Annotated in this window: 20 protein-coding genes and 8 tRNA genes; 24 read left to right on the top strand and 4 right to left on the bottom strand. The window is 30.2% G+C overall.

Translation table 11 applies throughout. The annotated features are described in order from the left end of the window. From CRV03_RS12275 to CRV03_RS12250, 6 genes are all read left to right on the top strand, one after another. Positions 1–870 (top strand): hypothetical protein, encoded by an 870-nt coding sequence (locus tag CRV03_RS12275; RefSeq protein ID WP_129085435.1) that lies wholly within the window; start codon positions 1–3, stop codon positions 868–870. Between the two features lie 78 nt (positions 871–948). Next, a complete protein-coding gene (locus tag CRV03_RS12270; protein ID WP_129085434.1) occupies positions 949–1,920 on the top strand; it encodes an AraC family transcriptional regulator in 972 nt (323 codons plus the stop codon). A gap of 103 nt (positions 1,921–2,023) precedes the next feature. Then, complete coding sequence (locus tag CRV03_RS12265; protein ID WP_129085433.1) at positions 2,024–4,096, top strand: TonB-dependent siderophore receptor; 2,073 nt, start codon at positions 2,024–2,026, stop codon at positions 4,094–4,096. Positions 4,097–4,141: 45 nt separating this feature from the next. Then, positions 4,142–4,444 (top strand): hypothetical protein, encoded by a 303-nt coding sequence (locus CRV03_RS12260; protein ID WP_129085432.1) that lies wholly within the window; start codon positions 4,142–4,144, stop codon positions 4,442–4,444. Between the two features lie 9 nt (positions 4,445–4,453). Next, positions 4,454–6,028, top strand: coding sequence for a PepSY-associated TM helix domain-containing protein (locus CRV03_RS12255; RefSeq protein WP_129085431.1), 1,575 nt, complete (start codon positions 4,454–4,456; stop codon positions 6,026–6,028). Further along, positions 6,025–6,525 (top strand): hypothetical protein, encoded by a 501-nt coding sequence (locus CRV03_RS12250; protein WP_129085430.1) that lies wholly within the window; start codon positions 6,025–6,027, stop codon positions 6,523–6,525. The genes CRV03_RS12255 and CRV03_RS12250 overlap by 4 nt, the downstream gene beginning before the upstream one ends. Positions 6,526–6,534: 9 nt before the next feature. Here CRV03_RS12250 and CRV03_RS12245 read toward each other — a convergent pair whose 3' ends face one another. From CRV03_RS12245 to ileS, 4 genes are all read right to left on the bottom strand, one after another. After that, positions 6,535–7,821 (bottom strand): UDP-N-acetylmuramoyl-L-alanyl-D-glutamate--2,6-diaminopimelate ligase, encoded by a 1,287-nt coding sequence (locus CRV03_RS12245; RefSeq protein WP_129085429.1) that lies wholly within the window; start codon positions 7,819–7,821, stop codon positions 6,535–6,537. After that, entirely contained in the window at positions 7,802–8,395 is a 594-nt protein-coding gene (locus tag CRV03_RS12240) for a hypothetical protein (RefSeq protein ID WP_129085428.1), read from the bottom strand. Before CRV03_RS12240 ends, CRV03_RS12245 begins: the two co-directional genes overlap by 20 nt. Further along, on the bottom strand, positions 8,395–8,673 hold the full coding sequence (locus CRV03_RS12235) for a NifU family protein (protein ID WP_129006955.1): 279 nt from the start codon (positions 8,671–8,673) through the stop codon (positions 8,395–8,397). Before CRV03_RS12235 ends, CRV03_RS12240 begins: the two co-directional genes overlap by 1 nt. Before the next feature lie 116 nt (positions 8,674–8,789). Then, positions 8,790–11,519 (bottom strand): isoleucine--tRNA ligase, encoded by a 2,730-nt coding sequence (ileS, locus tag CRV03_RS12230; protein WP_129085427.1) that lies wholly within the window; start codon positions 11,517–11,519, stop codon positions 8,790–8,792. A gap of 382 nt (positions 11,520–11,901) precedes the next feature. On the opposite strand from ileS, the gene CRV03_RS12225 reads away from it, so the two are divergent. The 18 genes from CRV03_RS12225 to CRV03_RS12140 all read left to right on the top strand — a co-directional run bounded on the left by CRV03_RS12225 (position 11,902) and on the right by CRV03_RS12140 (position 24,017). After that, positions 11,902–13,260 (top strand): FAD-dependent oxidoreductase, encoded by a 1,359-nt coding sequence (locus CRV03_RS12225; protein ID WP_129085426.1) that lies wholly within the window; start codon positions 11,902–11,904, stop codon positions 13,258–13,260. A gap of 58 nt (positions 13,261–13,318) precedes the next feature. Next, a complete protein-coding gene (locus tag CRV03_RS12220; RefSeq protein WP_129085425.1) occupies positions 13,319–13,813 on the top strand; it encodes a CinA family protein in 495 nt (164 codons plus the stop codon). A gap of 59 nt (positions 13,814–13,872) precedes the next feature. After that, positions 13,873–13,948 (top strand) — tRNA-Lys (locus CRV03_RS12215). Positions 13,949–13,974: 26 nt separating this feature from the next. After that, a tRNA-Glu gene (locus CRV03_RS12210) sits at positions 13,975–14,049 on the top strand. A gap of 7 nt (positions 14,050–14,056) precedes the next feature. Further along, positions 14,057–14,132: transfer RNA gene (locus CRV03_RS12205), tRNA-Val, on the top strand. A gap of 12 nt (positions 14,133–14,144) precedes the next feature. Further along, positions 14,145–14,221, top strand: a tRNA-Asp gene (locus tag CRV03_RS12200). Positions 14,222–14,236: 15 nt separating this feature from the next. Beyond that, positions 14,237–14,312: transfer RNA gene (locus CRV03_RS12195), tRNA-Lys, on the top strand. A gap of 24 nt (positions 14,313–14,336) precedes the next feature. Next, positions 14,337–14,411: transfer RNA gene (locus tag CRV03_RS12190), tRNA-Glu, on the top strand. Between the two features lie 7 nt (positions 14,412–14,418). Further along, a tRNA-Val gene (locus CRV03_RS12185) sits at positions 14,419–14,494 on the top strand. Between the two features lie 12 nt (positions 14,495–14,506). Further along, positions 14,507–14,583, top strand: a tRNA-Asp gene (locus tag CRV03_RS12180). A 94-nt stretch (positions 14,584–14,677) separates the two neighbouring features. After that, complete coding sequence (locus CRV03_RS12175; RefSeq protein WP_129085424.1) at positions 14,678–16,261, top strand: cache domain-containing protein; 1,584 nt, start codon at positions 14,678–14,680, stop codon at positions 16,259–16,261. Then, positions 16,242–16,904 carry a response regulator transcription factor gene (locus CRV03_RS12170; RefSeq protein WP_129085423.1) on the top strand — a complete coding sequence of 221 codons (663 nt, stop codon included), beginning with the start codon at positions 16,242–16,244 and terminating at the stop codon, positions 16,902–16,904. The genes CRV03_RS12175 and CRV03_RS12170 overlap by 20 nt, the downstream gene beginning before the upstream one ends. 176 nt (positions 16,905–17,080) lie before the next feature. Then, the gene (locus CRV03_RS12165; RefSeq protein WP_129085422.1) at positions 17,081–17,335 is read left to right on the top strand and encodes a DUF4212 domain-containing protein; all 255 of its coding nucleotides are present in this window, start codon (positions 17,081–17,083) and stop codon (positions 17,333–17,335) included. Between the two features lie 12 nt (positions 17,336–17,347). Next, the gene (locus tag CRV03_RS12160) at positions 17,348–19,225 is read left to right on the top strand and encodes a sodium:solute symporter family protein (RefSeq protein WP_129085421.1); all 1,878 of its coding nucleotides are present in this window, start codon (positions 17,348–17,350) and stop codon (positions 19,223–19,225) included. 127 nt (positions 19,226–19,352) lie between these two features. Further along, positions 19,353–21,170 carry a DUF294 nucleotidyltransferase-like domain-containing protein gene (locus tag CRV03_RS12155; protein WP_129085420.1) on the top strand — a complete coding sequence of 606 codons (1,818 nt, stop codon included), beginning with the start codon at positions 19,353–19,355 and terminating at the stop codon, positions 21,168–21,170. Continuing rightward, positions 21,170–21,802, top strand: coding sequence for a 3'-5' exonuclease (locus CRV03_RS12150; RefSeq protein WP_129085419.1), 633 nt, complete (start codon positions 21,170–21,172; stop codon positions 21,800–21,802). Before CRV03_RS12155 ends, CRV03_RS12150 begins: the two co-directional genes overlap by 1 nt. A 251-nt stretch (positions 21,803–22,053) precedes the next feature. Next, positions 22,054–22,368: a DUF485 domain-containing protein gene (locus tag CRV03_RS12145; protein WP_129085418.1), complete on the top strand. Its 315-nt coding sequence runs from the start codon at positions 22,054–22,056 to the stop codon at positions 22,366–22,368. Then, on the top strand, positions 22,368–24,017 hold the full coding sequence (locus CRV03_RS12140) for a cation acetate symporter (protein WP_129085417.1): 1,650 nt from the start codon (positions 22,368–22,370) through the stop codon (positions 24,015–24,017). The genes CRV03_RS12145 and CRV03_RS12140 overlap by 1 nt, the downstream gene beginning before the upstream one ends. The last annotated feature ends 247 nt before the right edge of the window (positions 24,018–24,264 follow it).

Below are 24,264 nucleotides of genomic sequence, written 5' to 3'. Positions count from 1 at the left end.
TTGGAAAAAAACAATACAGAAAAATTAAAAGAAGTATTAAGTCAAACTATATCTCAAGAGAATATTGAAAAGAAACTAAAAGAGAATACTAAAACTAAATCTAATGAGAATAAGCCAAAACCAAAAAGTAATTCTAGTTCTAAAAAAGCTAAGAGCATAAACCCTGAACTTTCAATTCCAAAAGTTACACCCCAAGCAAAACCAAAAATTAAAAATACAAATGACATGAGATTTGTAAACTATTTAATCTACTCATTATGTCTAATCATAATAGTAACCCTTTCAACAATAATATATCTACTTCTTGAAAAAGAAGAAAACAAACAACAAACTCCTATTAAACCAGAGATACAAAAAGAAGTTGTTATAAAAAAGGTTATTGAACCTAAAGAAGTAGAAGTAATAAAAGAGAAAGTTGTAACAAAAGTAGAGACTAAAATTGTTGACTTAGACAATAAAAACTTTAGAAAATTTTATTACACTCAAAAATCAAAAGTTGTTAAGTGTTATGACTTTAAAGCTAATAGTTCTTTATTAACCGCAAGTTGTCAAGAAAAAATTACTGATTTTGTTAAAAATACAAAAAACCTAACTAGAGTTGAGATTATTGCAGTAGTTGCAGATGCAGATAATGTTGTATTTAATAAAATCAAAGATGATATTAGTAAGCAACCTAAAAGTACTCAAAATAGAGTAAAAGAGTATTTAATTAGAGGTTTCTCAAGACAAAGAGTTATTGAAACAGCATCTTTTATTAGAGAAAACCTAAATGACTATGCAGTTGTTACTCCTACAAACTATTATGTAAAATCTGCAAAAGATAATAAAGGTATTATAATAAAAGGTTTTTATACTACTGAAGGTAAATAATAACCTCATCAAAAGTCTTGATAATAACTATTAAATGTAGATTTGTTTTTTTAAAGAAATAACTGTACAATCCAGTTTATGGACAAAATTAAAAAAACTGAATACTTAGATATCTTTGAAGAAATAAAAACAATCAAAAACCCTTTTTCAAGAGAAAACTTTATATGTAATGTTAAACCTGAATATGGTTTAGGTAATTATATTGGATATGATTCAGGAAGTGGAATTGCTTTTTTTCTTAGCAACTTTTTATTAAATCAAGACAAAATCCTAATTGAAAGATCAAATGTTGCAGGTGCAGTTTTAATTTTTAACCTTGGAGATAATTACTCTTTTACTTTTGAAGATAACTCAAAATTTGAACTTAAAAAAAACTCTTATTTTTTAGGTTTCTGCTCAGATAAATTTCTTGTTGATGTTAGCATAAAAAAAGGTGCTGAATACAATATGTTAACCATTGGAATTAAAGAAGAACTATTTTTAAAACTTGCTCATAATTTAAAAAATCTAAATGAAAAAATGCAAGAAGCAAAAAAGAAAAACTATGCAATTATAAAAGGAAGTCAAATTGATCCCGAACAAAAGGAGATTTTATCTGCCTTTACTAAAAAAGAGAAAAAAGAATACTTACTTACAGATTTAAATCTTGAATCAAAAACAATGAGCCTTATTGAATATACTATAAAAAAAATTGTTTCAAATATAAATGCAACATATAAAATAGATAAAACTATTATTAACTCCCTTGAAAAGGCAAAGCAAATTATCAATAGTTCTTATTATGAAAACCTTACAATCAAAGAGATTGCATACAAGTCCGCGATAAATGAATGCTATTTAAAGAAAGACTTTAAGCGGTATTTCGGAATGACAGTTTATGAAATGATTCAAAAAAGAAGACTCCATGTAGCAAAAGAACTTTTACAAGAAGAGTTTAGTGTAAAAGAAGTTTGTTCAAAAGTAGGATATAAACATGTTGGAAACTTTAGTAAACTATTTCAAGAACATTTTAATATCTCACCAAGTAAATATAAAAAGCAATTCAATTAATTTTCCCTTTAACAGATAAATTTTTCCCTTTCTTGACTTTATCATATTGATAATCATAATCATTAATAGTAATATTCCAATAATTTATTCAAGGAGCCTATTAATGAGATTTTATTTTTCTAAAAGAAATCTATCAATCTACCTTTCTAGTTTACTAATTGCTAGTTCGTCATTATTCGCAAATGACACAGAAAAAAAAGAAATAAAAAAATTAGACACAGTGACTGTTGTTAGTTCTGAAGCTTCAAACTATGCAAGTTTTGATGAACCTTCAATAAATAGAACAAATATTGATATTGAGAATAGTGCAAAATCAATCCAAATCTTTAACGATAATTTTATAGAAGATTATCAACCACAGACTTTAGATGACATAATTAAAATGTCTTCAAATACTACATACCAAGGTAATAATCATGGAAGAAGTATTGAAATTGGAATGAGAGGTTTTTCAAATGTACCAATTTTAATTGATAGTATGAAGATTACGAATAGTACTGCAAATCAAGAAATATATAATCTACAAGCAATTGAAGTACTAAAAGGTCCAGATTCATTACAATATGGACAATCAAGTCCTGGTGGCTTAGTTAATATTGTAAAAAAGAAACCACAAAAACAAGACCATGGTGAGATTCAATTTAAAGCTGATGAACATACTGCATATACAACTAATGCAGATTTTGGTGGAGGTATAAATAGTGATGATTCTCTAAGATATAGATTAGTTACTAGTTTTAAACATGGAGAAGATTATACGAACTCTAACACAGATATAAATAGACTATTTATTGCACCAACTATTGCATATGATATTAATAATAACCATACTTTTTCTATTATGGCAGAATATCTAAAAGAGAAAACACCCTCTTCTTTTGGTACATATATAAATAGCAAAGGTAATCTTATCGCTCCTATTGAGAATATGAGTTCGCACCCTGATGAAGAGTTTAAAAAGACTCAAAAAATAGTAGGCTTTGATTTAAATAGTGACTTTGATACTTGGAATTCAAACTTCAAATACAGATATATTGATTATGTAGGAACAAATGGTGATGTTCACATGCCTCAAGCATATAATGAAGCAACTGACACAGTAAGAAGAGTTTATGCATATCAAAGCCAAGAGTTTTCAGAGCATGCCCTACAATATACTTTAAATAAAGAATTAAATATCTTTAATATAAAAAACAACATTAGTTTAGGTGCTGATTATAATAAAGCATATAGTCAAACATTTATGCACTTTGACCCTTTTAATGCATATAACCTTGATTTAGCTAATCCAGATTATGAAGAGTTTACTTCACTGTCAGACCACCCAGGTGCTATGGATATGACTGGAGAAAAAACATATAATAAATCTTGGGGTATATTTTTACAAGATAGTATTCATTTAACTGAAAATCTAATCTTCAACGCTGGACTAAGATATAGTGAGTCAAAACCAAAAGATGGACAAAAAAGTGATGCTTTAACTCCTTCATTAGGTTTAGTTTATAAAGTTACTCCTAGTACATCTATTTATACAAACTATTCAGAATCATTTACACCAAATACTAACTTAGATGAAAATGACAATATTCTTGACCCAGAAGAAGGGAAAGGCTATGAGTTAGGAATTAAGCAAAAATTCTTAGATGATAAACTAAATCTTACTGCTGCAATTTTTAAAATTGAAAAAGAGAATGTTCCTCTAGTTCAAGGTCTTGCTCCAAACACATACTACAAAGCTAGTGGAAAACAACAGTCTCAGGGTATTGAGTTTGATTTAACAGGTCAAATAACGCCTAACTTAGCAATTGTTGCTTCATATGGTTATACAAAAACTAAAGATTTAAATAATGATAATAATAGATTAAAAAATATTCCAACTCATACTGCAAATATTTTTACAACTTATCACTTAAGTTCATTTAACTTACCAAATACATATATAGGTGGAGGAGCAAGATTTTTAGGAAGTAGATATACAACTGATACAAATGATCTAAAACTTGATTCTGAGATTATTTATAATGCGACAGTTGGATATAAAAAGGGCAACTGGAAAGCAAGTTTAAATGTACAAAACCTAACAGATGAAGAGTATGTAGAAGGTGCAATGCTAGCTAATAGAGTATATGCAGGTACTCCAAGAACAATTATGGCAACTATTAGCTACAAATTTTAATTAGATTTCTCAAAGAGGAAACTCTTTGAGAATAAAAGGTAAAAAATGTTAAAAAATATATATCACTATTTAAAAACCCCAGAAAATGATGGCAAAAAAATAGGACTTTTTAGAGTGCTTTGTTCAATATTTGGAGGTCTTATTCTTGCTTATTTAGCTATGACTCTATTTGCCTTATTAGCACCAATGAAAATAAGAGAAGCAGCTATTATATCTATTATGTTTAATACTTTTATTTGGGCATGTGCAACTACGTGGATTGCTCTTTCTATTTCAAAACTTCAAGCTTTATATAGATTCATTCTACCTACATCTGTTTTCTCTATAACACTAATTATTTTATATTAAGGTATCAAAATGGAAGAATCAAAATCAAAACTATTTAAACAGCGACTATTTAGAATTCACGTAGCTGCAGGAGTAACTTTTTCTATACTTATGTATATTGCAATCTTTTTCGGAGTTTTTGCAATTTTACTACCATATATTAAAACTTGGGAAAAACCTTCACGTCATATTGAAAAAGTAGATATTACAAAAATTGATTATAACTATATGATTGATGAAGCTTTAAAAACCCCTAACTATCCTAAAAACAACCTGTTAATCAATCTACCTGGAAATATGGGAGACCCCGCTGTTGTTATCACACATAGGTTTGCAAAACCTCTTGCTTTTAATCCTATAACAAAAGAAAAACTAAATAATGAAACAAAAAAACAAACTCACTTAGCTGAGTTTTTAAATGAACTTCATTATGGACAACCCTTAAAAATAATAGGAAGAATCTCATTTGGTTTAGTAGCAGTTGGAACTATGGTTTTAATTATAACTGGTCTTATACTTATTACTATAATGAAATTTAAAAACCAAGGTAAAACTCAACAAGCAGTCTTTTCAAAAATTCATATAAAAGTTTTTACATGGGCTTTCATTCCTTTTTTCCTTATAACCCTTAGTGGTGCTATTATGAATGTGGGATTAATTAGTGCAGCTCCTATGTCAAAGGTTTTAACAAAAGGAGAAGCAAACTCAATAGATGCAGTTGTCGGAACTGTTCTATTTCCTCAAAGTAAACCCATCAAAAAAGTGGAAGAAAAAGAAAGTATGCTTCCTATAAAGCAGTTATTACTACAAGCCAAAGAGATTAATCCTCAATTAGATTTAAAACAAGTTAGACTAATCAACTGGCATGATAAAACAGCACAAGTTGAGATTATTGGATACAACCCCTATAAACCTTTTTTAAATGGTGGAATATTTAATAAACCTAGTATCACACTTAGTGCCGTAACTGGTAAACTAATAAAAGAAAAAAAAGTTATGGATAAAGTTTGGTCTGTTTTTGTAGCAGAAGGAATCTTCTTTTTACATTTTCTATTTGGAATTGATATTTTTTCAAGACTTGCTATTGCAATTATAATGTCACTTTGTGCTATTGCAATTGGTTTTGGTGTTATGCTTTATTTAGAAAAAAAGGCTAAAAAATATGATGGAAAAATCCCTTTTTATCATTGGCTTGGAAAATTGTGTTTAGCTAGTATGATAGGAATAATTCCAGCAACTGCTTCTTTATTTGTATTTCAGTGGGCTATGCCTTTTGATTTAGAAGATAGAGTTTTATGGCAAAAAGGAATCTTTTATAATACTTGGCTCTTAACTCTGTTTTGGTCATTTTATAGAATAAACTCATATAAAGCTTCAAAAGAGTTTCTATTTGTAGGTGGTAGCTTATTTATACTTTCTACTTTTATTCATAGTATAAACTCTAATTTTACTCCTATTGATTTATATACTAAAGAAATGGGAAATATTTTAGGGGTAAATATTGGGCTATTTTTATTTGGAGCTTTATTAATATATATAGCAAACAAGCTTCCTAAAGAAAGAATAGAAGCAAAACAATTTTGGAAAATAAAGGCAAAATCATGAATAAAATTTTTAAATTAATTTTACTATTTTTACTTCCAGCTACTTTATATTCACATTCACTATTATTGAATATTTATGATAATCAAGATGGAACAATTACAGTAGAAGGAATGTTTAATACAGGAGAGAGTGCAGCTGGAGCTTTTGTAAAACTGCGAGCTCTAAACTCAGGTGAAATACTTTTTCAAAAAAGATTACCTGATTCAAATGAACTTACAATAAATATACCAAAAGTAAAATATCAAGTTTTACTTGATGGTGGACCAGGACATACTGTTATAAAAGAAGGAATTCCTCCAAAAGGTGGCTTTATAAAAGAAGAGAATAAAGAAGTTAAAAAAAAGAATAAATCTTCAAAAATGAGTGCGCAACTTTCAAGTAGTAAAGCAGTAACTATTTCTATTGTAGTTGCATTCATTCTTCTTTTTGCAACTATTTTTATTAGTATAAGAAATACAAATAAACTAATAAATGAACTTCAAACTAAAAGTAGATAATTTCTACTTCTAGTTTAAATGTTTTAATACCTCTTCTTTATCACTTAAAGGCATTTTTTGGTCATAGATGATTTGATAAGGTTCATCACCTTTTCCTAAGATTAAAAGTACTGAGTCTTTATCTTTACGTGCAAGTTCAACACCTTTTTTGATAGCCTCTTTTCTATTAACTTCAATATAAAGATTATTTTTATTTTGAATTCCCTTGCAGATATCTTCAATGATTAAATCAGGGTTTTCAAATCTTGGGTTATCGCTAGTTACAATAATAGTTTTAGCAAAATTTGCTGCCATTTGTCCCATTATTGCTCTTTTATCTTTATCTCTATTTCCACCTGCACCAAATACTGCAATAATGTTTTTATGATTAAAGCTTTCAAAAACCTCTTTCATTCCATCAGGAGTATGAGCAAAGTCTACTATAACAAAAGGGTCTGTACTAATTGTTTCCATTCTTCCACTAACCCCTGCAAAGTTTTCAACTACAGCACAAATCTCATCTAAGCTTTTTTCTGTAACCATATCAGCTGCTGCAATTGCTGCGGTTAAATTGTAGATATTAAATATTCCCATTAAAGAAGATGAATAAGAGTACATCTCTTCTATTTTAGAGAACATTACATTAGTTCCATTTTTGAAAGAGTATGCGTTAACTTTATAAGTTGATGGATTTTCTAAAGAGTAAGTTAATGCATTAGTAGGATTGAATTTAACTACCTTATCATCTTTGTTTATTAGCTTTTTACTATCATCATCAAAGAAAGAGTTTTTAATATTGATGTACTCTTCTATAGTTTTATGATAATCTAAATGGTCTCTTGTAATATTTGTATGAATTTTAAGTTCAAACTCTAAACCTTCAATTCTTTTTTGCTCAATTGCATGAGAACTTACTTCCATCACAAAGAACTCACACTCATTTTCAATTGCTTTTTGAATATGAGCAAAGTTTCCAAGTTGTACAGGAGTGGTTAAAGTATACTCTTCAACCCTCTCATCATTTATAAAAAATCCTCTTGTACCTTGTAATGCTGCTTTTATTCCTAAATCTAAAAGAATAGAATAAATAGCTCCTGCAGTTGTTGTCTTTCCATTTGTTCCAGTAATACCAATTACTTTTATAGAACTCATATCAAAATGCTCTTTAAGCTCATTTGCTTTGATTACTTTTTCACAACCATTAGCTATCGCATCATCTACAAATTTTTCATTTTGTTTTGATTGAACAAAAACTGTTCCAGAAACTGCCTCTTTTGAGTTGTCAGTATATATTTTATTATTTATGATTAGTTGCAAGTTTTTTCTCTTCTAGTTTCTTATATAGCTCTTCTATTTTTGAATCATATGAAAAATAGTCATTAAATCCATCTAAGTATGAATAAGCTGTACTGTTAAAATCGTTTTCAATTAATTTATCTACAAAGTCAAAGAAGTCTTCTTTTGATTCAATTGCAACTTTAGTAGAAAACATAATATCTTCAAAAGCTACTCTAAATGAACCCCTTGAATCAATAAGTCTTTTAAAGTCTTCATATTTAATAGCATCAAGTGAATCTATAGTTGATGAACTTAACTCTTGTAGAATATCCATCATCTTATCCATATCACCATCATATGCATTTACTACATCTTCTACATATGCTATTGCTTCTTCTATGTTTTCATCTTTTGCTACTGAGAAGTAGTCATAAAGAGACATTGCTTTTTGTTCATCTTCACTAGCAATATCGCAAAAAAGAGCATAAATAGGATACTCTTTATTTGTTGGAAAATTTGATGATAGTTGTGAATATATAAATAAAGCTTTTTCAAAATTTTTATCTAAAAAATGTCTATTAGCTTCATTAAATAATCTATTCTCATTTATCATTAAAGCTCCTGTAGATTGTTTTCCATACCTTGTGGTACATTTACTATTTGTAGTTCTGGATGTATTGCAGCTTTTAACTCTTTTTCTACAATAAACTTTAGAGTACTAGAACTTGCACTACATCCTACACAAGCACCTTGTAGTTGTACAAATACTCTTCCATCAATAATATCTAATAATTCTATTGCCCCACCATCACGTGCTAACATTGGAGAAACTTTTGTTTCGATAATATTGCTAACTGGTGGTCTTAAATCTTCATCTGAAAATGGCATCATAATCTATTTACCTTTTTTACTCTTTTTGTTAACATAAACAACTGCAATAGCAGAAATCGCTAAGATTACTGCTATCGTAGAAAATATAAAGTTTAATGTTACTTCAGATTCAAACATTAATTCAACACACTTTCACATCTAGAACAAAGTGTTTCTTCATCTACAGATGTAAACTTCCAACATCTTGGACATTTTTCTTGTGCTGCTTTTGAAACTGTAAATTTAATATCATCTATTTCAAAACTTGCTAACTCTTCTGTTGAAGAAGATTCATTCGAAACAGAACTTACTAAGAACCAATCACTTGCTTCTGTTTGTCCTAAAGATAGTACATCTTCACAAGAAGTAACTATTTGAAGTTCTAGTGTTGATTTAATAATCTTATCTTTCTTAAGTGTATCAATTGCTTCAGAAAACTTTTCTTTTGCTTTTAATAAAACTTCTTCATTAAGTTTACTTTCAACTGTTGGTAATACTAACTTTTCAAAGTCAAAAATATCTTTAGTTTCACCTTTGATTACTTCTGGTGCAAACTCTAATAACTCATCCATTGTATAAGTTAAGATACAAGAAAGAGTTGAGATTAATTTTTTAGCAATAATTGCCATAGCACTTTGAGAACTTCTTCTATGGATATCATTTTTGTCATCACAATATAGTCTATCTTTACATACATCTAAATAGATACCAGATAAATCTACTACTAAGAAGTTATTTAGTTTATTAAGACCTTTTGAGAACTCATAAACTGCAAATGACTCTTCGATCTCATCAAATACTTTTTTAGCTTTTGCTAAAATCCAAGTATCTAAGCTACCCATTTTTTCAACATCAACAATCACATCTAAATCATCAACATTTGCTAAAAGGAATCTTGCAGTATTTCTGATTTTTCTATAAAGCTCTGCATTTTGTTTTAAGATATTATCAGAGATTTTTAAATCACTTTGATAATCACTCATTGCAACCCAAAGTCTAAGTATCTCAGAACCATATTGCTTCATAACTTTATCAGGAGCAACTACGTTTCCTTTTGATTTAGACATTTTCTCACCTTTTTCATCAACTGTAAACCCGTGAGTTAAAATTGATTTATAAGGAGCTATTTCTTGTGAAGCTAATGTAGTTAAAAGTGAAGATTGGAACCAACCTCTATGTTGGTCACTTCCTTCTAAATACATATCAGCAGGGAATGTTCCCGCATCATAGTTTCTACTTCTAAGTACTGCATTTTGAGTAGAACCAGAATCAAACCATACATCTAAGATATCCATAGTTTTTTCTAAATCTTCTGGGTTTAATCCACTTCCAGGATATAATAACTCTTCAATTGGTAAGTCATACCAAGCATCACAACCTTTTTGTTCAAATACCATAGCTGTGAAGTTAAGAACTTTTTCATCAAAGATGATTTCATCAGTTTTTTTATTTCTAAAGAATGCAATAGGCACACCCCAATCTCTTTGTCTAGAGATACACCAATCAGGTCTTCCATCAAGCATTGATTTTAATCTATTTCTTCCCCACTCTGGATAGAAAGTAAGATTTTCAACTACATCAAGTGCATTTTGTCTAAGAGTTTTATTTTTCTCACCATATTCATCATCAATAGAAATAAACCACTGTTTTGTTGCTCTAAAGATAATAGGCTTATGTGTTCTCCAACAATGTGGATAAGAGTGTCTAATATCTACATGTTTAAGTAAAGCCTCACCTAACTCTTCTAAAATTAGTTCATTTGCTTTAAATACATGAAGTCCAAGATATTTATCTGTATCATGGAATAATTTTTCTCTTACAATTGTTTCATCATATTTACCATAAGCATCAACTGGCATGATAACATCAAGTCCATATCTAAGACCTACTTTGTAGTCATCCTCACCATGACCAGGAGCTGTATGAACTGCACCAGAACCAGCTTCCATCTCAACGTGCTCACCAAGGATAATTTTAGATTCTCTTCCATTTAATGGATTAATAGCATGAGAGTTTTCTAAATCTTTTGGATTTATAGAATCTACAATATCACCTTTGATAACTTCTTCTTCAATTAAAGAGTTATATAATTTTTTAGCAACAATAAATTTATCACTTGTTAAAACATACTCTTCTTCACCATTTAATGCAATACCTGTATTTGCAGGAAGTGTCCATGGTGTAGTTGTCCAAATAATAACTGAAGCATCAAGTTTTTCATGTTTAAATGCAACATAAATAGATGGTGAAGTTTTATCTTCATACTCAACTTCTGCTTCTGCTAGTGCAGTTTGAGCTGCCCATGACCAATAAACTGGCTTAGATCTTTGAACTAATAAACCTTGTTGTGCAATTGCGCAAAGTTCTCTATAGATATTTGCTTCAAATTTAAAGTCCATAGTTAAATATGGGTTATCCCAATCACCTAATACACCAAGTTTTTTAAATTCATCTCTTTGAATATCAATAAATCTACTAGCATGTGCTCTACAAAGTTCTCTAATTTTAGACTTAGGAAGCTCTTTTTTCTTAGTACTTCCAATTTTTTCTTCAACTTTTTGCTCAATTGGTAGACCATGACAATCCCAACCTGGAACATATCTAACTGATTTTCCATCAAAGTAGTGATACTTAACGATAATATCTTTTAGAACTTTGTTTAATGCATGTCCAATATGAATGTGACCATTTGCATATGGAGGTCCATCATGTAGTGTAAATGAAGGAGCACCTTTTCTGTTCTGCTTCATTCTGTCATAAACTTTAGCTTCATCCCAAAGTTTATATTTTTTTGGTTCATTTTGCGGTAAGTTCCCTCTCATAGGAAACTTTGTTTTTGGTAAAAGTAAACTCTCTTTATAATCCATTTTAATACCTTATTAACTCAATTTCTATTATCTTTATATAAATCGCCGATTATATCTAAAGGATATTTAATTTTGAATAAGTTAAAAACTTTAGAAAAATCACTAAGTCTTACTTTTCTTATAACATAGGCTTATAAATATAATAAAGTTATTTTTTTGTACAAAAAGTGTACATATCAAAAATTTATTAAGCAAAAAAGATATATTTTATTTCACTTGTACACATTTTGAGTATAGAAAAAATTGAAGAAAAATCAATAAAATGTTACTATTACGCATATTTTCTTTAAGAAAAGTCCCTTTGCTAAAAATTATAATACAATATGAAGTTAAATGTGTTAAAATTTTTTGCAAAAATAAACTATGATAGGAATAAATTAATATGAGTACAAAACATTATCAAGTTGCAATTGTAGGTGGTGGAATCTCTGGTGCTGCACTTTTCTACGAAATCGCTAGATATACAGATGCTAAAAGTGTATGTATTTTAGAGAAATATGAAGATTTAGCAACATTAAACTCTAAAGGAACTAGTAACTCTCAAACTATTCACGTAGGTGATATTGAAACTAACTATACTTTAGATAAAGCTAAGATTACAAAAAGAACTGCAAAAATGATTGAAAAGTTCTGTTTACAATATGGGCTTCAAGATAAAATCATGTTTGCTCATCAAAAGATGGCTTTAGGTGTAGGTGAAAAAGAAGTTGAATTTATTAAAAATAGATATGAAGAGTTCAAAGAGTTATTCCCTTACTTAGAGTTATGGGATAAAGAAGACCTAAGAGAAAAAGAACCTTTATTAGTATATGCAGATAAAGAAAGAACAAAAGATAGACCAGAACCAATTTTAGCAATGGGTACTCAAAGTGAGTATACTACTGTTGATTTTGGAGAGATGACTAAAGAATTAGTTAAAGCTGGACAAGAACAAGAAGGTGTTGAAACTGACGTTTATTTCAACGCTAGAGTAGATGAAATTGAAAAAGTAGGTGACAAATATAAAATTACTACAACAAGTGGTTCAGTTTATACTGCTGACTTCGTAGTTGTAAATGCAGGTGCTCACTCATTACACCTTGCACATAAAATGGGATATGGAAAACACATGGGATCACTTTCTATGGCTGGATCTTTCTATATTACTAATGATACATACCTAAATGGTAAAGTTTATATGGTACAAAATCCAAAACTTCCATTTGCAGCCCTTCATGGAGACCCAGATATTCTTTGTGATGGAAAAACTAGATTTGGACCAACTGCATTAGCACTTGCAGTACTTGAAAGATATAAAGGTGGTAAATCTTTCTTCGAATGTTTAAAAACTATGAACATTGGTGGAGATACTATCAAAATTTTCTGGGATTTATTAAAAGATTCAGAAATCAGAAATTATGTATTTAGAAACTTCTTATTTGAAGTTCCAGGAATCAATAAAGGTCTTTTTGTTAAAGATGCACAAAAAATTGTTCCTTCATTAAGTACAGATGATATTGAGTATGCAAAAGGCTTTGGTGGAGTTAGACCACAAGTACTTGATAAAAAAGAGCAAAAACTTATGCTAGGTGAAGCTTCTATTAATCCAGGTGATGGAATCTTATTTAATATGACTCCATCTCCAGGTGCTACATCTTGTTTAGGTAATGCAGAAAGAGATATTAAAATTGTTGCAGAATATCTTAATTTAACATTCGATCAAGATAAGTTCTTAGACGAATTAACAGAAAAAGAAGACTAATAGGATTTTTCCTATTAGTTATCTTTAATATATACATATATAATAGTATATAAATACAATGTTTACTCAACAAGATATGCAGGAACTACAAAACCTGCTTAAACTTCACAAAAAGACTATTACAACAGCTGAAAGTTGCACAGGTGGTCTTATCGCTTCTAAAATCACAGAAATCGCAGGATCTTCAAATATATTCAATGGTGCAATTGTTTCATACTCTAATGAAATAAAATCACAAGAATTAAATGTAAAAAAAGAGACTCTAGAAAAATTTGGTGCTGTTAGTATTCAAGTTGTTGAAGAGATGTTAGAAGGTGCAATAAAAAAATTTAATGCAGACTATGCAATTGCTGTAAGTGGAGTTGCTGGACCAGATGGTGGAACAAAAAACAAGCCAGTTGGAACAGTAGTTATCGGTATAATGGGGCTTCAAGAAGGTAAAGATATTGAAATATGTCACTTTTCTGGGGCAAGAAATGAGGTTCAAAATAAGGCTGCTGAAAAAAGTTTGCAAAAAATTTCGAAATTTTTTCAAAAAACCCTTGACAAATAAAAAAAAACCTATTATAATTCCAGTCCATTTTAAGAAGAAGCACTTCAAAAATGGTTAAAGACCCGTTAGCTCAGCTGGTAGAGCATCTCCCTTTTAAGGAGGTGGCCGAAGGTTCGAATCCTTCACGGGTCACCAGTTATTTTAAATTTTATATATTGTATGGCCCCTTCATCTAGCGGTTAGGATCCATGGTTTTCATCCATGTCACAGGAGTTCGAGTCTCCTAGGGGTCACCATACATTTGGTCGATTAGCTCAGTTGGTAGAGCGCTACCCTTACAAGGTAGATGTCAGTGGTTCGAGTCCACTATCGACCACCATTATCAAATGTTGCGGTTGTAGTTTAGTTGGTTAGAATGCCTGCCTGTCACGCAGGAGGTCGAGGGTTCGAGTCCCTTCAACCGCGCCATTTCATATTTTATTTGACCCGTTAGCTCAGCTGGTAGAGCATCTCCCTTTTAAGGAGGTGGCCGAAGGTTCGAATCCTTCACGGGTCACCAGTTATTTTAAATCTTATTTTGTATGGCCCCTTCATCTAGCGGTTAGGATCCATGGTTTTCATCCATGTCACAGGAGTTCGAGTCTCCTAGGGGTCACCATACATTTGGTCGATTAGCTCAGTTGGTAGAGCGCTACCCTTACAAGGTAGATGTCAGTGGTTCGAGTCCACTATCGACCACCATTTTTAAGTTGTGCGGTTGTAGTTTAGTTGGTTAGAATGCCTGCCTGTCACGCAGGAGGTCGAGGGTTCGAGTCCCTTCAACCGCGCCACTTCTTATTTAGATATTTCCTACATTTTTTTATAAACTATTTATTATTTTTTAGATATCCTTTTTTGTTATTAAAATCAAGGAATACTTAAATAATGATCCGTGCAAAATCTTTATACCACCTAATTCTTTACAGTATCATTTTTATTATCTTTTTAACATCATCATTTACTTTTATTATTATTGACAATGCTTTTGATGATTTTAATGAAAAAATTCAAATAATGAAAAATGACTATTTTTCAAAACAAAAAGATTTAATAGAAGCTGATATAAGAAAAACAACTAAGTTTATAGATTACTATCACAATAAATACAAAGATACTAAAACAGAACAAGAAATCAAAAATGATGTTCTTCATGCAATAGAGATGATGAGAGAAGTTGAAAATATAAATGACTATGTATTTATATATGACTTTGAAGGAACATCAGTATACTACCCTATTTCAAGAAACAACATAGGTAAAAACCTTTATGAATTTACAGACCCAACAGGAAAAAGAGTAATCAAAGAACTTGTTGATATCTCTCAAAAGAAAAATGGTGGTTTTGTAAAATATATATGGTATAAACCCGAATTAAAAGATGAAGCACTTAAAATCTCTTATGCCTTATCATATAAACCTTGGAACTGGACTATTGGAAAAGGTATCTATCTAGATGAGATTGATGCACTTATCAAAGAGAAGAAAAAAGAGCATGATGAAAAGATCTCAAACTATATTCTTCAAATATTATCATTAACTATTATGTTAGTTCTTTATTCAATCTTTATATATAAGAATGCCACAATTTTAATTGTAAATGACGTAAAAGAGATAGGAAGATATTTTAAAGAGACACAGAAGTCAGATACTAGAATAAGTCAAAACAGACTTATCTTTGGAGAGTTTAAAGTTATTGCAAACTATGCATATGATGCAATGCATAATATAAAAGATAAAAACCAAATGCTTGAGGGTTTAAATAAACACCTAGAAGAAAAAGTTGATGAACAAACAAAAGCATTAAGTGACCTATTAGAGTCACAAAAAAGATTCTTAAAGAATTCAGTTCATGAAGTAAATACCCCTTTATCTATTATTAGAACAAATATTGATTTACTTAAAAGACATACTCCAACAAATAAATATATTGCAAATATTGAAAGTGGAGCAAAAATAATACAATACATTTATGATGATTTATCATACTTAATTAAAAAAGATAGAGTTGAATATCCAAAAGAGTACATTAACTTCTCAGAATATTTAATTGAAAGACTTAATTTCTTTGATTCAATTGCAAAAGCAAATGATTTATACTTTATTAACAATATTGAAGAAGATATATATATAAAATTTAATCATACAGAATTACAAAGAATTGTTGATAATAATATTTCAAACTCTATTAAATACTCAAAACCGAAATCACCTATTTATATAAGACTATCTTACTTTAATGATGAAATTGTGGAGTTCTCTGTAAAGACAAACTCTGAGATGATTGAAAATAAAGAGAAGATATTTAGTGACTTCTATAGAGAGAACAATTCTCGTGGTGGCTTTGGTTTAGGGCTGAGAATTGTAAAAGAAATATGTGATAAAAATTTAGTTATAATTAATCTTGATTCAAACGATAAAGATACAAAATTTACGTATAGGTTTAGAATAAATGAAAATACTACTTCTTGAAGATGAAATAATGTTAAACAATGCGATATCTGAATATTTAAAAGATATCGGACACATGGTTGAGAGTTTCACAAATGGTGAAGATGTTATCGAAAATGTTGATACTAGTTATGATTTACTTATACTAGATATAAATGTACCCAAAAAAGATGGCTTTGAAATTCTACAAGAACTCAATGATAAAAAAATCTACATTCCTACAATATACATATCAGCTTTATTAGATATTGAAGATATTACAAGAGCATATGATTTAGGTTGTAGAGAGTACATTAAAAAACCTTTTCATTTAGAAGAGTTAGGTATAAAAATAAACCAAATTCTTAAAAAAGACCAAAACAATACTACTCATATAAGATTTTCAGAAAACTACTCTTATTCAAAGAATGAAAAAACTCTTTATTTTAATGGTGAACCACAAACACTTACTAAAAAACAGCTAGATATTATCCATATTTTGGCACTTAACATCAATATGATTGTAGACTTTGAGAGATTCAGAGTTGATATCTGGGGTGGGGAAAATATTGATAATCCTACAATAAGAGCAGAAATTTCAAGACTTAAAAAAGCACTAAAAGAGGATTTTATCAAAAATATCCGAGGTTTAGGCTACAAAATTGACAGATATTATTCTGTTTAATAAATCCCTTAATTAGGCTCTTTAAGAGCCTAAATGCTACGTTAATCCTACGAAATATAAATTTTTTTATGATTTTTTTTTAATTGCTACCCTTTTGCTACAAACTGTTATTATACTTACAATGTTGAATTACTGAAGAGGATTTACTTTTTAGTAAAACTTAAAAAGGAGTACTTATGAGTCCAGAAAAAGCTCAAGCTTATTGGAAAGAAAATATTTCTACAATCCTTAAACTATTAGTTGTTTGGTTTGTTGTTTCTTTCGGTTGTGGAATTTTATTCATAAATGAACTTAATACTATTGAAATCAGTGGTGTTAAATTAGGTTTCTGGTTTGCCCAACAAGGGTCTATCTATGTTTTCGTAGTCCTAATTTTTGTATATGTAGCAAAAATGGGTGCAATTGACGAAAAATATGGCGTACACGAATAGGAGATTTATAAGATGGAATTACAATCATTAATTTACCTATTTGTAGGTATTTCATTTGCAATTTATATTGGTATTGCACTTTGGGCAAAAGCAGGATCTACTAAAGATTTCTATGTAGCTGGTGGAGGTGTTCACCCAGTAGCAAATGGTATGGCAACTGCTGCAGACTGGATGTCAGCTGCTTCATTCATTTCATTAGCAGGTATCATTGCATTTAAAGGTTCTGATGGTGGTGCTTATTTAATGGGTTGGACAGGTGGATACGTTCTACTTGCTATGTTACTAGCTCCTTATTTAAGAAAGTTTGGTAAATTTACAGTACCTGATTTCGTTGGTGATAGATACTATTCAAATGTAGCTAGAACTGTTGCGGTAATCGCGGTTATTTTCGTTTCGTTCACATATGTTGCTGGACAAATGAGAGGTGTTGGTATTGTATTCTCTAGATTCTTACAAGTTGATGTAAATACAGGTGTTGTTATTGGTATGGCAATTGTATTCTTCTACTCAGTACTTGGTGGGATGAAAGGTATTACTTATACACAAGTTGCACAATATGTTGTTATGATTTTTGCATATATGATTCCTGCAATTTTCTTATCATTACAAGTAACTGATACATTCTTACCACAATTAGGTGTATTTGGAACAACTGTATTTGAATTCCATGATGGTGTAAAAGCTATTCCTGAAGGAACCTATCTGTTACATGCACTTGATTCTGCTGTTACTGATTTAGGATTCAAAGCGTATACTGAGCCAGGTAACTTATGGAACATGTTCATGTTAACAACTGCATTAATGCTTGGTACTGCTGGTCTTCCACACGTTATTGTTAGATTCTTTACAGTTCCAACTGTACAAGATGCTAGAATTTCTGCTGGTTGGGCATTAGTATTCATTGCTATTATGTATACAACTATTTCAGCTGTATCTGCGTTCTCAAGATTAAACTTAATCAAAAACGTTCAAAATGTTGAGTATTCAGCGTTTGTAAACGGAGAATTAAAGCATGCTGATGGAACTCCAAATAATGGTAACTGGTTTAAAACTTGGGAAAATGGTGGATTAATTGCTTGGACTGATAGAAATGGTGATGGAAAAATCCAATATGCACCAGGTGCAGCATTTGATGGAGCAAAAGGTAAACCTTCATTTGATGGTGAAAAAGTTGGTGAGCATGGTGAAAGAGTTACTACTAACGGTAAACCAGCAGCTAACACTGGAAAAATTGAAAATGAGCTTTATGTAGATAGAGATATCATGGTACTTGCTAACCCTGAGATTGCTAACTTACCTAACTGGGTAATTGCATTCATCGCAGCTGGTGGTCTTGCAGCAGCATTATCTACAGCAGCAGGTCTATTACTTGTAATTGCTTCAGCAATTTCACATGACTTAATGGGTCAAGTAATCTTTAGAGATCCAGAAACTGGAAAATCTAAATTAACTGAGAAATCAGAATTAATGTGGGCGAGAGTTTCAGCAGTAGTTGCAATTTGTATTGCAGGGTACTTAGGAATTAACCCTCCAGGTTTCGTTGCACAGGTTGTTGCATTTGCATTCGGTCTAGCTGCAGCAGCATTCTTCCCAACAATTATCCTTGGGGTATTTGATAAGAGAATGAACAAAGAAGGTGCGATTGCTGGTATTTTAACTGGTCTAATCTTCACATTCGGATACATTATTTACTTTGTATTCTTAGGTGGAAATCCAGAAGATTACTTCTTAGGAATTCACCCAACAGGTATTGGTACAATTGGTACAGTGTTACACTTAATTGTAGCTCTTGTAGTATCTAGAATGACTCCTGAGCCACCACAGCATATTCAAGATCTAGTAGAATCTATTAGACTTCCAAATAACGCTGGTGAGGCACACGATCACTAAGCCTTCAAAAGTCAACCTTCGGGTTGGCTTTTTTTTTACTTTAAAAATAAAATATTTTTTTACATTACTATAAGAGATTGTGTCATACAATATAATAATCTAAAAAAATATTATAAAGGATTCTCATATGAGTCTTAGAGATCAAAAAGCTTTTCTTTCAAACATTCACCCTTTTGAATTGTTAACAGAAGAACAAATGGACCATTGTATTAGACATATGGATATTGCATACTATGCAAAAGGTGAAGTTCTTATTACTCCTGAAAAAATACCTAATCATTTTTTTGTAATCATTAAAGGTATTGTTCATGAATATAATGAAGACCAAGTTCTTATGGACTTTCACTATCAAGACTCATTTGATGCGAACTCTCTAATCTATGGAAAAACTAAAAACTCTTTTAAAGTCTATGAAGACCTGATTTGTTATGAAATTGAAAAAGATATATTCCTTGAACTAATTGAAAAAAATGATGGCTTTAAAAACTTCTTTTTAAACAATTTAGTTAATAAATTTCAAACACTAAAAGATAAAGAGTATACCTCAGAACTATCTTCATTTATGATTGCAAAAGTTGAAGATACTATTTTACATCCACCTTGTATTGTTGAAAAAGGAACAAAACTTATTGATGCAATTGATGAATCAATGCAAAGAAATACTTCAACAATTATAGTAAGAGGTGAAAACAATGAACATGGAATTATTACTGACTCCTTACTTAAAATAAAAGTTTTATTAGAAGGTAGAGATTTAAATATTCCTGTTGAAGAGATTGCTATTTTCCCTATTTTAAGTGTAAATCTAGATGATTACCTTTTTGAAGCTCTAACTTTATTAATCAAAAAAAATATAAAAAGAGTAGGAGTTGTAAACTCAAAAGGTGAAATACTAGGTATTTTAGAACAAATTGACGTATTATCTCATTTTGCAAATCATACTTATGTTGTTGATTCAAAAATCAAAAATGCTAAAACATTAAAAGATTTAAAAGAAGCAAGTGAAGAGTTAGTTGATACAGTAAAAACACTTAATGCAAAAGGTGTAAAAGTAAATCATATTTCAAGTTTAATTGGACAACTAAATACAAAAGTTTATAAAAAGATTTATAAATTTATTGTTCCAGAAGAACTTCAAAAAAATGCTTGTCTTATAGTTATGGGAAGTGAAGGAAGAAATGAACAAATTATAAAAACTGACCAAGACAATGCATTGGTAGTTAAAAATGGAATTGATGTAGAACAATATAGACCATATATGCAAGAGATAACTGATACACTTATTGACTTTGGATACCCTCCTTGTGAAGGTAATATTATGGTATCAAATCCATTTTGGTGTAAAACAGTTGAAGAGTATAAAAAAGAGACTGCAAGATGGATTGAAGCCCCTGATATGCAAAACTATATGGATTTAGCAATCTTCTTTGACTCATTTGCAGTTGCAGGAGATAAAGAGTTATTAATTAATCTAAAAGATGATTTATTTAATAAACTGCATGATAAAGATGTATTTATGGCATACTTTGCAAAAGCAACTTTAACTTTTGATACCCCAAGTACAGTAGCAAACTTCATGACTAAAACCTATAATATTGATGTTAAAAAAACAGGTGTATTCCCTATTGTTCAAGGAATTAGAAGTTTAAGTCTTAGAGAAAGAATTAGAGAAACAACTACTGTTAAAAGAATTCAAATCTTGCGAGAAATGAAAGTTTTAGAAGATGAAACTGCTAGTGAGTTATTAGAAGCTTTTGAAGTTTTAAATACTTTAAGACTAAAAGCTCATTTACAAAAACTTCAAGATGGAAGAGAGATTGATAATGAAGTTGATACACACAGTTTAGGTAAAATCGAAAGAGATTTACTAAAAGATAGTTTCAAGATTGTTAATAACTTTAAAAAGTTTATAACTTACACATTCAAAATTGATAAGATTTCATAATGTTTAAGAACTTTATTAATTCATGGCGAAAGAAAAAACTTCTAAATAAGAAGTATGAGTATCTATTTGATGATCCACCAAAAGATGAGTATGTTTGTTTAGACTGTGAGACAACAGGACTTAATCCTAGAAAAGATGAAATCCTTTCTATTGGGGCAGTTCATATAAAAAAGAATAAAGTATTAATGAGAAAAACATTAAATATTTTTGTTAAACCATCAATGAAAATTACAGAAGAGTCAATTAAAATACATCAAATTAGACCTATTGATTTAGAAAATGGCCAAGACCCAAAAGATGCAATCCTTGAACTTTTAGAATTTATAGGAAATAGACCTATTGTAGGATATTACATTAAATTTGATATTGCGATGATATCAAAATATACAAAAGAACTAATTGGAGTATCTCTTCCAAATAGACAAGTTGAAGTATCATCAATGTATTTTAAAACAAAAAAAAGGAGTTCAGATTACGAATTTGTGGACTTAAAATTTGACACAATTTTAAAGGAATTAGATATTCCAGAACTTGGAAAACATGATGCATTAAATGATGCAATTATGACATCTATGATTTTCTTAAAATTAAGAGATTTATCTCCAGCAAATTCTACTTTTTATACTGGATAAAATAGCTTTATCATAGCATTAAAATAGCGTTAACATAGCATCAAAATAGCATGCTACGTTAATGCTATTTTTAGATGTAACAAATCGTTACTTAGGGGCTTTCTTCACTTAAACTTGACTTAATAGTCAACTAAAATTTCATTCTATTTTCATTCTCATGTATAATATTCAAATGTTTTTTATGAATTATTATTTTGATTATAAATTATCAAAATATAATACATAGAAATATTATCTTAGAAAGGACGACTATGAATGACGAATTAGTAGCTAAAATTAAAGCTAATCCAAGTTACCAAGACTTAGTTAAAAAAAGGTCTAGTTTAGCATTAAAACTTGCAATCTTTGTACTTGCAATTTTTTATGCATTCATCTTAACTATTGCATTTGAACCATCTGTTTTAGGAATTAAAACTGGAGAAGGTGTAATGACAATAGCATTTCCTGTAGCGGCAGCTATTATTATAGTTAGTTTTTTTACAACATTAATTTATGTAAAAAAAGCAAATGGTGAGTTTGAGGACTTAATTGATCAAGTAAGACAAGATGTAAAGGATGAGTTATAATGTTTAGAATATTAGCACTTTTATCAATCTTTGCTGTTGCAGTATTTGCAGCAGGTGATGCGAACTTTGAAGCATCACAGAGAGAACTTAATATTCCAGCAATCATTATGTTCTTTATTTTCGTTGGTGGTACTTTAGGAATTACTTATTGGGCAGCTAAAAAAACTAAATCTGCAAGTGACTTCTATACTGCTGGTGGTGGTATTTCTGGTTTTCAAAATGGTATGGCAATTGCAGGTGATTATATGTCTGCAGCATCATTCCTTGGTATTTCTGGACTTGTTTACTTAAGTGGTTATGATGGTTTAATTTATGCAGTTGGGTTCTTAGTTGGTTGGCCTGTAATTTTATTCTTATTAGCTGAAAGATTAAGAAACTTAGGTAAATTTACTTTTACAGATATCGCTGCATTTAGATTAGGTCAAAAAGAGATTAGAACATTAGCTGCATTTGGTTCATTAGCAGTTGTTACACTATATCTTATTGCACAAATGGTTGGTTCAGGGAAACTTATCCAAGTATTATTTGGATTAGAGTATGAATATGCAGTAATCTTAGTTGGTGTTATGATGATTATTTATGTAACTTTTGGTGGTATGCTTGCAACTACTTGGGTACAGATTATTAAAGCTGTTTTATTACTTTCAGGTGTATCATTTATGGGATTCATGGTATTAAGCCATTTTGGATTCTCTTTTGAAGCATTAGCTACAAAAGCTGTTGAATCACACGAAAAAGGTCAAGCTATTATGGCTCCAGGTGGATTTATTTCTGATCCTGTTTCTGCTATTTCACTTGGACTTGCTTTAATGCTTGGTACTGCAGGACTTCCTCACGTACTTATGAGATTCTTTACAGTTGGTAATGCTAAAGAAGCTAGAAAGTCTGTTGTTTACGCAACTGGTTTCATTGGTTACTTCTATTTAGTAATTGCTATTATTGGTCTTGGAGCAATTGTATTCTTAAACTCTGATGCTGGAGCTGCATACTTTGTTGATGGTAAACTATTTGGTGGAAACAACATGGCTGCAATTCACTTATCACACATTGTTGGTGGTAATGTATTCTTAGGATTTATTTCAGCTGTTGCATTTGCTACAATTTTAGCAGTTGTTGCAGGACTTACTCTTGCTGGTGCATCTGCAATTTCACATGACCTTTATGCTTCTGTTATTAATCCAAATGCTACAGAAGAGCAAGAGATTAGAGTTTCTAAAATTGCTGTTATTGTAATTGGATTCATTGGTGTTATATTAGGTATTGCATTTGAACAACAAAATATTGCATTTATGGTTGGTCTTGCATTTGCTATTGCAGCATCTGCTAACTTCCCAATTCTATTCTTATCAATTTACTGGAGAAAGTTAACTACTAGAGGTGCATTTATCGGTGGTATTGTTGGTTTAGCAACTGCTGTTATTCTAGTTGTTGTTGGTCCAATTGTTTGGGTAGACATTTTAGGAAATAAAGAAGCTTTATTCCCATATAAACACCCTGCACTATTCTCTGTTTCTGCAGCATTTATTGCAATTTGGTTCTTCTCTATTACTGATAAGTCTCAAAGAGCAAAAGATGAAGAGAAAGCATTTGAAGCTCAAAATATTAGAGCTCAAACTGGTTTCGGAGCTGCAGGAGCAGTTGATCACTAAAAGTACACTTTGTACAGTTTTAGTACATCAAAGAGAGTTTAAATACTCTCTTTGAACAAAAAACTATCATAAAGCCCAATACTTAGCCATTTTGCACTGCTATTTCTTTGCTACCTTTTTACAAACTTCTAATTTTTTTTACTTTTAATGTACAATTTTTGTTTAAATTAATTTTTTTCCATGTATAATTTAATTTGTTTGTTATGCTATGTTGATGCTACCCATTAGCGTAGCTTATTACTAAACA

Source organism: Arcobacter sp. F155, assembly GCF_004116455.1.
Taxonomy (GTDB): Bacteria; Campylobacterota; Campylobacteria; order Campylobacterales; family Arcobacteraceae; genus Halarcobacter.
Note: the sequence above shows the minus strand (reverse complement) of the source record. Positions and strands in the feature narration are given on the sequence as shown.